The organism is Peterkaempfera griseoplana (assembly GCF_001418575.1).
In the GTDB taxonomy this organism is placed as follows: Bacteria; Actinomycetota; Actinomycetes; order Streptomycetales; family Streptomycetaceae; genus Peterkaempfera; species Peterkaempfera griseoplana.
In genome coordinates this window covers 1-8,690 of sequence record NZ_LIQR01000261.1, presented here as the reverse complement: position 1 = coordinate 8,690, position 8,690 = coordinate 1, and the positions used below count along the sequence as shown (strand labels likewise).

Annotated in this window: 8 protein-coding genes; 6 read left to right on the top strand and 2 right to left on the bottom strand. The window is 72.2% G+C overall.

The window, feature by feature from the left end; genetic code table 11:
• The coding region (locus tag AOK09_RS19755) for an inorganic phosphate transporter (RefSeq protein ID WP_169797052.1) at window positions 1–654 on the bottom strand (654 nt) is incomplete at its 3' end.
• Between the two features lie 341 nt (window positions 655–995).
• Between AOK09_RS19755 and AOK09_RS41340 the strand changes: the two genes are divergently transcribed.
• From AOK09_RS41340 to AOK09_RS19725, 6 genes are all read left to right on the top strand, one after another.
• Complete coding sequence (locus tag AOK09_RS41340; protein ID WP_055588533.1) at window positions 996–2,963, top strand: sensor histidine kinase; 1,968 nt, start codon at window positions 996–998, stop codon at window positions 2,961–2,963.
• A complete protein-coding gene (locus tag AOK09_RS19745) occupies window positions 2,960–3,433 on the top strand; it encodes a roadblock/LC7 domain-containing protein (protein ID WP_245687372.1) in 474 nt (157 codons plus the stop codon). Before AOK09_RS41340 ends, AOK09_RS19745 begins: the two co-directional genes overlap by 4 nt.
• A complete protein-coding gene (locus AOK09_RS19740; protein ID WP_055588532.1) occupies window positions 3,430–3,888 on the top strand; it encodes a DUF742 domain-containing protein in 459 nt (152 codons plus the stop codon). The genes AOK09_RS19745 and AOK09_RS19740 overlap by 4 nt, the downstream gene beginning before the upstream one ends.
• A gap of 73 nt (window positions 3,889–3,961) precedes the next feature.
• On the top strand, window positions 3,962–4,534 hold the full coding sequence (locus tag AOK09_RS19735; RefSeq protein WP_245687373.1) for a GTP-binding protein: 573 nt from the start codon (window positions 3,962–3,964) through the stop codon (window positions 4,532–4,534).
• A gap of 76 nt (window positions 4,535–4,610) precedes the next feature.
• Complete coding sequence (locus AOK09_RS19730; protein ID WP_055588531.1) at window positions 4,611–5,849, top strand: styrene monooxygenase/indole monooxygenase family protein; 1,239 nt, start codon at window positions 4,611–4,613, stop codon at window positions 5,847–5,849.
• Window positions 5,850–6,059: 210 nt separating this feature from the next.
• Window positions 6,060–7,640 (top strand): C40 family peptidase, encoded by a 1,581-nt coding sequence (locus AOK09_RS19725; RefSeq protein ID WP_063796013.1) that lies wholly within the window; start codon window positions 6,060–6,062, stop codon window positions 7,638–7,640.
• A gap of 25 nt (window positions 7,641–7,665) precedes the next feature.
• On the opposite strand, the gene AOK09_RS19720 is transcribed toward AOK09_RS19725, so the two are convergent.
• A partial coding sequence (locus tag AOK09_RS19720) for a chitinase (protein ID WP_169797051.1) occupies window positions 7,666–8,690 on the bottom strand: 1,025 nt, incomplete at its 5' end.

Below are 8,690 nucleotides of genomic sequence, written 5' to 3'. Positions count from 1 at the left end.
CGGCGGGTTGGCGCCGGCGCCGAGGGCGCCCGCGGAGATCAGGGTCAGGGTGATGACACCCATGGTCTTCTGGGCGTCGTTGGTGCCGTGCGCCAGTGAGACCAGCGAGGAGGAGGCGACCTGGCCCATCCGGAAGCCCCGTCCGGTGGTCGCGGCCGTGCCGCCGCGGGTGATCCGGTACGAGAGCCGGGTGGCGCCCCAGGAGGCGAGCCCCGCCACGACGGGCGAGGCCAGCGCGGGGATGAGGATCTTGGTGACGACGGTGTCGAAGTGCACACCGTGCACCCCGACGCCGACCAGGGTGGCGCCGATCAGTCCGCCGTAGAGGGCGTGCGACGAGCTGGAGGGCAGGCCCAGCAGCCAGGTCAGCAGGTTCCAGAGGATGGCGCCGGCCAGCGCCGCGAAGATGATCTCGGGGTGGACGCCCGCGCTCTCGTCGATGATGCCGCCGGAGATCGTCTTGGCGACCTCCACCGAGAGGAAGGCGCCCGCCAGATTGAGTACGGCGGAGATGGCCACGGCCACCTTGGGGCGGAGCGCCCCGGTGGCGATGGAGGTCGCCATGGCGTTGGCCGTGTCGTGAAAGCCGTTGGTGAAGTCGAAGGCGAGAGCCGTGATGATCACGACGGCCACCAGGAACGTGATGTGTTCCATACCCAAACAATCGTCTTAGGTGTTGTCGTCGAGGTGACCGTAGGGAGCCAGAGTGAACGGAAGGTTAACTGACCACGACTTCGCGGTGCCGACCCCACCGGGATTGATTGACATGGCCATGAAACGATGCAATCGTCGGCATGTCCGGAACCGTCCACATGATCTGCACACGGCCAAGCGTGGTTTGATCTTGTTCGGGTAAGCGGTTGTGCGATTCACTCATTCGGGTGTCTGTGCCGGTATCGGGCGGTAGACGGCTCCTGTGCCGGTTGTGATGGCTGAGGCCGCAAGACACCCGAAGTCACCGAACAAGATTGCGAGATCCGGTGCGGACGAGGCGAGTGGAGCCGCGGCAGCACGCCGTACAGCCGACCACAGGGCGCAGAGCCGAACGCAACGGGGACGAGCCGGCGGACGGCCGCGGCCTGCCGCGCACCGCGGCCTGGGCCGCCGTCGGCGTGCCCGCGACCCTGCTGACCACAGGCTGCGGGGCGGCGAGCGGCGGCACCACCGCCGTGCTGGGCACCGCCACCGCCGCCGCCGCGGTCGCCGCCGCCTGGGGCCTGGTCGCCGCCCTGCGCCGGACCATGGTCCGGCCGCTGCTGCGCGAGCGCGACCGCACGGCCGCCGAGCGCGACCGCCTCTCGGGGGAGCGGGACGCCCTGATCGCCGACCGCGACCAGCTGCTGGCCGAGCGGGACGGCCGGATGGCGCAGCTCCAGGCACTCTCGGCCCAGCTGCAGGCGCTCTCCGCGGAACGCACCGCGCTCGCCGCCGAGCGCGACGAGCTCACCGCGGAGCGGGACGAGCTGCAGGGCAGTGTCGACGCCACCTTCGTCAATCTGGCGATGCGCACCCTCACCCTGGTCGAGCGGCAGCTGGTGCTGATCGAGACCCTGGAGGGCCGCGAGGGCGACCCGGAGCAGCTGGACAACCTCTACCGGCTGGACCATCTGGCCACCCGGATGCGGCGTAACAGCGAGAACATGCTGCTGCTGGCCGGGCTGGAGAACGGCCGCCGGGGCAACCGCAACGTCGCCCTGCTGGACGTGCTGCGCGCCGCAGTCTCCGAGATCGAGCGCTACGAGCGGGTACGCATCCAGTTCCTGCCCCGGGTGCGGCTGGTCGGCGGCGCCGCCGACGACACCAGCCACCTGGTCGCCGAGCTGCTGGAGAACGCCACCGCCTTCTCCCCGCCGCAGGACGTGGTGGAGGTCGGCGGCTGGCTGCTGGACAACGGCGAACTGATGATCTCCGTGGTGGACCACGGCATCGGCATCCCCGCCGAGCGGCTGCGGGAGATCAACGAGCAGTTGGACAACCCCGATCCGGGCGACTCCGCGCCGCTCTCCGGCAAGGCCCCCTGGCGGGAGCAGACCGCCTCCGCCCGCAGCATGGGACTCTTCGTGGTCTCCCGGCTGGCCCGCCGCCACGGCGTACGGGTGCAGCTGCGGGAGACCGTCACCGGCGGCGGTGTCACCGCCATCGTGGTGGTGCCCCGCGAAGCCATGCTGGAGGCCGACCTCACGGCCGCGGAGCTGGACGAGCAGCGTACGGCGGAGCGGGAGGCGGCGGCCGTGGAGCCGGCCGCGGCCCCGCCCGAACCGGCGGCGCCGGTCAGGAACCCGCCGTTGCCGCGGCGGGGAGCGGCCATCCCGGCCCCCGCGGCCGCCGGGGACGACCGCCCCGAGCAGGGCCGGGACGACGGCCGTCACAGCCGCGGCGCGGAGCCCGCCGGGGAGACCCGGCCGCGTGACGGCGGCGGCACCCTTGCCGAGCCGGCCGCTCCCTCTGCTCCGGCGGACCCGGGCGGTGCGGCGCGGCGGACGGACGGCGATCTGCCCGAGGACGGTCCGGTGACCAGGCTGGGGCTGCCCCGCCGGGTGCCCCGCGGCGGTGGACTGCCCGGCACCGGGGAGGCGCCGGGCTCGGGGCTGCGCAGGGAGAGCGCACGCCCGGCCGGTTCGGGGGAGAGCACCGGTTCCACCTCCGCGGCCGAACTCCGCCGCAGGCTCGGCGGGTTCCAGAGCGGACTGCGGCAGGCGGCCCGGGAGTCGGCCCAGGAGGCCGTGGTGCCCGAAGCCGTGGAGCAGGAGGCCGTGGAGCGGCAGGAAGCCCCGGAGCACAACGCGGCGTCGCGGGAGACGGCGGCGCGGGAAGCGGCGTCCCGGGAAACAGCGACGAAGGACACAGCCGAGGAGCAGTCCCCGGCGGTCCGGCCGACGCGGGTACGGGCGACAGGGACGGGGGACGCGGGGGAGAGCAGTCGGGGGATCGGCGGTTCCTCGAGCGAGGAGGCAAGCAGATGACGATTGGCGGCGCGGCCGGTGCGCCGGTGATGGCCCGCGGCGGCTCCGGCGGATCCGGGGTCAGCCAGGAGGCGCACAAGGTGAGGTGGCTGCTCTCCGACTTCGCGTCGGGAGTACGCGGACTGCAGGACGTGGTGGTGGTCTCCTCCGACGGCCTGCTGCTCGCGGCGTCCGAAGGGGCGAGCCGGGCGCAGGATCTGGCGGCGGTGGTGTCGGGGCTGGTCAGCCTGGGCGCCGGTGCCTCGCGGGTGCTGGACAACGGCGCGGTCAGGCAGACCATCGTGACCATGGACGGCGGGCACCTCTTCCTGATGGCGATCAGCGACGGCTCGTGCCTCGGAGTGCACGCCTCGCTCGACTGCGACCTCAGCGTGGTCGCGTACCAGATGGCGCTGCTCGTGGAGCGGGCCGGGCACGCGCTCACCCCCGAGGTCCGCAGCGAACTCCACCGGGCGATGGCCGCCCGATGACCTCCGTGAAAGGTGGGTCTGTGCGCGGCAGCGAGCACAGCACAGGGCCCGTGCGGCGCCCCGGCGCCGGGCGGGCCTCCCGGGTCCGCCCGTACGCGATCACCGGTGGCCGGACCCGCTTCGGGCATGTGCTGCTGGTGGAGACCCTGGTCTCCGCGCTCAACCGCCCCGCCACCGCGGAGGGCGGCGGCCTGCCGGAGCTGGACGCCATCTGCGAGCTCTGCCGCGGCCACATGCGTTCCATCGCGGAGATCGCGGCGCTGCTGCGGATCCCGCTGGGCGTGGTCCGGGTGCTGGTGAGCGACCTCGCGGACCAGGGCCGGATCAGGGTGCACGGGGCGCCCGGCGGCGACGGCTACGGGGACGTGCAGGACACAGGTGACGGTACGGCCGCAGGTTCGACCGCGAACCGGGCGCTGCTGGAAAGGGTGCTGGGTGGACTTCGCAAGCTCTGAGACCGTGACGGCGGGGCCGGCCGGCGGCCGCCCGACCGTACCGGCCTCGGCCGCCGCGGCGGACCCGCGGGGCGTGCCGGGCATCCCGCTGAGTCCGACCGGCAACGCCACCTCCACCAAGATCGTGGTCGCGGGTGGTTTCGGGGTGGGCAAGACCACCTTCGTGGCCTCGGTCTCCGAGATCGTCCCGCTGACCACCGAGGCGGTGATGACCCAGGCCGGCGAGGGCATCGACGACGCCTCGGCGACCCCGGGCAAGACCACCACCACGGTGGCCATGGACTTCGGCCGCATCACCCTCGACGAGGACCTGATCCTCTACCTCTTCGGCACCCCGGGCCAGCAGCGGTTCTGGTTCATGTGGGACGACCTGGTGCGCGGTGCGATCGGCGCGATCGTGCTGGCGGACACCCGGCGGCTCGCGGACAGCTTCCCCGCGCTGGACTACTTCGAGGGGTGCGGACTGCCGTTCATCGTGGCGGTCAACCAGTTCGACGGCGCCCCCGGCTACTCCGCGGACGACGTCCGCGACTCCCTGGCCGTCCCGCCGGAGATCCCCGTGGTGCTCTGTGACGCCCGGGTGCGGGGCTCCGTCGCGGAGGTGCTGACCACCCTGGTGGTGCACGCACTGACGGTGCAAGGATGATCAACTGTGCTCGACGGGGGGTTTGAGGGCACGTCAACTGTCCACCGCTGGCAAGTCGAGGAGCCGAACGACCCCCATGAGCAAGATACTGATCGTCGGAGCCGGACAGTCCGGCCTGCAGCTGGCCCTGGGCCTGCAGTCGCACGGCTATGACGTCACGGTGATGACCAACCGGACGGCCGACGAGATCCGCAACGGCCGGGTGATGTCCACCCAGTGCATGTTCAGTACCGCGCTGCAGCACGAGCGGGACCTCGGCCTGAACCTCTGGGAGGACCAGGCCCCCCGCATCGAGGGCCTCGGCGTCTCGGTGGCCGGGCCGGACGGCGGCAGGGTCATCGACTGGGTCGGGCATCTGGACGGCTACGCCCAGTCCGTGGACCAGCGGCTGAAGATGGCCGGCTGGCTGGAGGCCTTCGCCCGGCGCGGCGGCCAGGTGGTGGTGCACGGCGTCACCGTCTCCGACCTGGACTACTTCTCCCGCAGCTTCGACCTGGTGCTGGTCGCCGCGGGCAAGGGCGAACTGGTGTCGATGTTCGGCCGCGATGCCTCCCGCTCCCCGTACGACGTGCCGCAGCGCGCCCTGGCCGTCTCCTATGTGCACGGTCTCGGCCCGCGCCCCGAGTACGACTTCGAGGCGGTGCGCTGCAATCTGGTGCCGGGGGTCGGCGAGCTCTTCGTGATGCCCAGCCTGACCACCTCCGGCCCCTGCGACATCCTCTTCTGGGAGGGCGTCCCCGGCGGCCCGCTGGATGTCTTCACCGGTGTCAAGGACCCGGAGGAGCACCTGCGGACCACCCTGGAGCTGATGCGCACCTTCACGCCCTGGGAGTACGAGCGCGCCGCCGGCGGTGTGGAGCTGACCGACGGGGGCGGTGTGCTGGCCGGCCGCTACGCCCCGGTGGTGCGCAACCCGGTCGCGGTGCTGCCCGGGGGCGGGCTCGCCCTGGGGGTGGCCGATGTGGTGGTCGCCAACGACCCCATCACCGGCCAGGGTTCCAACAACGCCTCCAAGTGCGCCGCCGCCTATCTGGACGCCATCCTGGAACACGGCGACAAGCCCTTCGACCGGGACTTCATGCAGGGCGCCTTCGACCGCTACTGGGACTCCGCCCGGCATGTCACCAAGTGGACCAACGCCATGCTGGCGCCGCCGCCGGAGCACGTCCTCAACCTGATCGGCGCTGCCGGCCAGCTGCAGCCGGTGGCCGACCGCTTCGCCAACGGCTTCGACAACCCGGCCGACTTCGAGGAGTGGTTCTTCGAGCCCGAGAAGGCCGGTGCCTATCTGGAGTCGGTCGCCTCTCAGGCCTGACCCGGCTTCAGGACCGCCGCCGGCCGTCCGGCCCCGGCCCCCGTACACCCCGGGGCCGGGGCCGGACGTCGTCCGTGTCCGATGAGAATTCACCTCCAGTCGGCTGGGCCCCCTGCCGCCGGGCCACCTCTCCATGGCAGGATCGACCGGGTTCGGGCGCGGATCCGCCGGGGGACGGGGATCTGCCGATCGCACAGGGAGGCAGGGTTCATGGCGGTGGCGCAGCAGCAGACCGGCGGCAGGGGAGTGGCACCGGCGAGGCCGTGGGTCCGGGCCGCACTCAGGTGCGGTGCCGTGCTGGCCGTCGCCGCGCTGGCACTGCCGGCCACCGTTCAGGCAGCCTGGGCCGCACCCGATCCGGCCGCGGTCGGCGCCGCAACCCCGGCCGACCCGCTGGCGAAGGCCAAGGCCACCCTGGGTCCGCTGCTGGACCAGCTGCACGACCTGTACCAGAAGGCCGAGGAGGCCACCGAGCGGTACAACGACGCCTCCGACCAGCTGCGCCAGCACACCGCCCTGGTCGCCGAACTGCAGCGCCGGGTCGACGAGAAGCAGACGCAGGTCGACGCGGGCACCGAACTCGCCGCCGAGCTCGCCAGCGCCCAGTACCGCAACGGCTCGCTCTCCGGCTACGCCCAGCTGCTGCTCGCCGACAGCCCCTACGAGGCGCTGGACCGCGGCCAGGCACTGCAGCGCGCCGGGGACGCCCAGGCGCAGCTGCTGGACGCGCTGAAGGCCGACCAGAGCGCGCTGGACGCCCTGAAGACCCAGGCCGAGGAGAACCTGAAGACGGTGCAGCTGCTGACCAGGAAGCAGCAGACCGCGCGGGACGGCGTGAAGAAGCAGCTGGACGCGGTGGAGCAGGCCGTCGCCTCGCTCACCGGTGCCCAGCGGGCCGAGCTGGAGAAGCTGGAGAAGCAGGAGGCCGACCAGGCCCAGCTGGCCTTCCTGGCCACCGGGGTGCTCGGCAAGGGCGAGCGCGCCCCGTCCAAGGCCGGCCGCAAGGCGCTGCTGTACGCCTTCCAGCAGCTGGGCAAGCCCTATGTGTGGGGCGGCTCCGGACCGGATGTCTTCGACTGCTCGGGCCTCACCTCGCAGGCCTGGCTGCACGCGGGCCTGCCGATACCGCGCACCAGCCAGCAGCAGTGGGCGCAGCTCCAGCACATCCCGCTCAACCAGCTGCGCCCCGGCGACCTGGTGGTCTACTTCAGCGGTGCGACCCATGTGGCGATGTACATAGGCGCCGGCCTGATCATCCAGGCCCCCCGCCCCGGTGCCTTCGTCAAGGTGTCGCCGATGGGCGGGATGCCGATCCTGGGCGCCGTGCGTCCGGACCCCTCGGCACCGGGGGACGGCGGCAAGTGGAAGCTGCCCGAGGTCCCCGGCGGTACCGACACCACCACCCCGATCCTGGGCGTCGACATCCATGACGGCGGCAAGCCCAAGCCGTACAAGCCCGCACCGCCCGCCAAGCCGGCCGACCCCACGCACCAGCCGTCCTCGGCGCCGGGCAGCCCGGCCGGCGGATCGTCCGGGACGCCGTCGGGCAGCCCCAGCGGCTCCGCACCGGCGTCCGGGTCGCCCAGCCCCTCGTCGTCAGACCCCTCGTCGTCGTCGGGCCCCTCCCCGTCCGGCTCTGCCTCCGCCTCGCCGACCGGGTCGGCCTCCGACCCGGCTTCCGCGTCGCCCTCGGACTCCGCGTCGGGGTCGGCCGCTCCGTCCGACTCGGCTGCCTCCCTCACCCCGGACAGCTCCGCCCTGCTGGCCGGTCTGCCCACCGAACTGGGCTGAGGGCCGGGCAGCAGGGCGGACGGCGTCAGCCGAAGTAGCTGTCGAAGTTCCGGGAGAACTCCCAGCCGGAGAAGCGGTCCCAGTTGACCGACCAGGTCATCAGGCCGCGCAGGTCCGGGTGGGTGCCGCCGTGCAGGGTGTAGGAGCCGCAGTTGCTGCCCTTGGTGAGGCAGTCCAGGGCCTTGTCCACCTCGGCCGGGGCCACATAGCCGTTGCCGGCGTTCTGGTTGGCGGGCATGCCGATCGCGACCTGGGAGGGTGCCAGGGCGGGGAAGCGGTTGGCGGTGTTGCCCGCCACCGGGAAGCCGGAGAGCAGCATGTCGGTCATGGCGATGTGGAAGTCCGCGCCGCCCATCGAGTGGTACTGGTTGTCCAGGCCCATGATGGAGCCGGAGTTGTAGTCCTGGACGTGCAGCAGGGTCAGGTCCCCGCGGAGCGCGTAGATCACCGGCAGGTACGCGCCCGCCCGCGGGTCCTGGCCGCCCCACGGGCCGGAACCGTAGTACTGGTAGCCCAGCTGCACGAAGAAGGTCTCCGGGGCCATGGTCAGCACGAAGCCGGAGCCGTAGCGCGCCTTGAGGCTCTTCAGCGCGGAGATCAGATTGACGATCACCGGGGTGGTCGGGTTCTTGAAGTCGGTGTCGCCGGTGTCCAGGGCGAGCGAGTGGCCCTCGAAGTCGATGTCGACACCGTCCAGGCCCCATCGGTCGATGATCGCCGAGACCGAGCTGACGAAGGTGTCGCGGGCCGCGGTGGTGGTCAGCTGGACCTGCCCGTTGGCGCCGCCGATGGAGAGCAGCACCTTCTTCCCCTGGGCGCGCTTGGCCTGGATGGCCGCCTTGAAGTCGGTGTCGGACTCGACGGTCGGGCACTCGGAGACGGAGCAGCGGTTGAAGCGGATGTCGCCGGACGTGGGCGAGGTGGGCTCACCGAAGGCCAGGTCGATGACGTCCCAGCTGTCCGGTACGTCGGACATCCGGGTGTAGCCCGAGCCGTTGGCGAAGCTGGCGTGCAGATAGCCGACCAGGGCGTGGGCGGGCAGTCCGTTGC

Coding starts and splice junctions, on each gene's coding strand:
- AOK09_RS19745 (WP_245687372.1), top strand. CDS start 2,960: ATGACGATTGGCGGCGCGGCCGGTGCGCCGGTGATGGCCCGCGGCGGC.
- AOK09_RS19740 (WP_055588532.1), top strand. CDS start 3,430: ATGACCTCCGTGAAAGGTGGGTCTGTGCGCGGCAGCGAGCACAGCACA.
- AOK09_RS19730 (WP_055588531.1), top strand. CDS start 4,611: ATGAGCAAGATACTGATCGTCGGAGCCGGACAGTCCGGCCTGCAGCTG.
- AOK09_RS19725 (WP_063796013.1), top strand. CDS start 6,060: ATGGCGGTGGCGCAGCAGCAGACCGGCGGCAGGGGAGTGGCACCGGCG.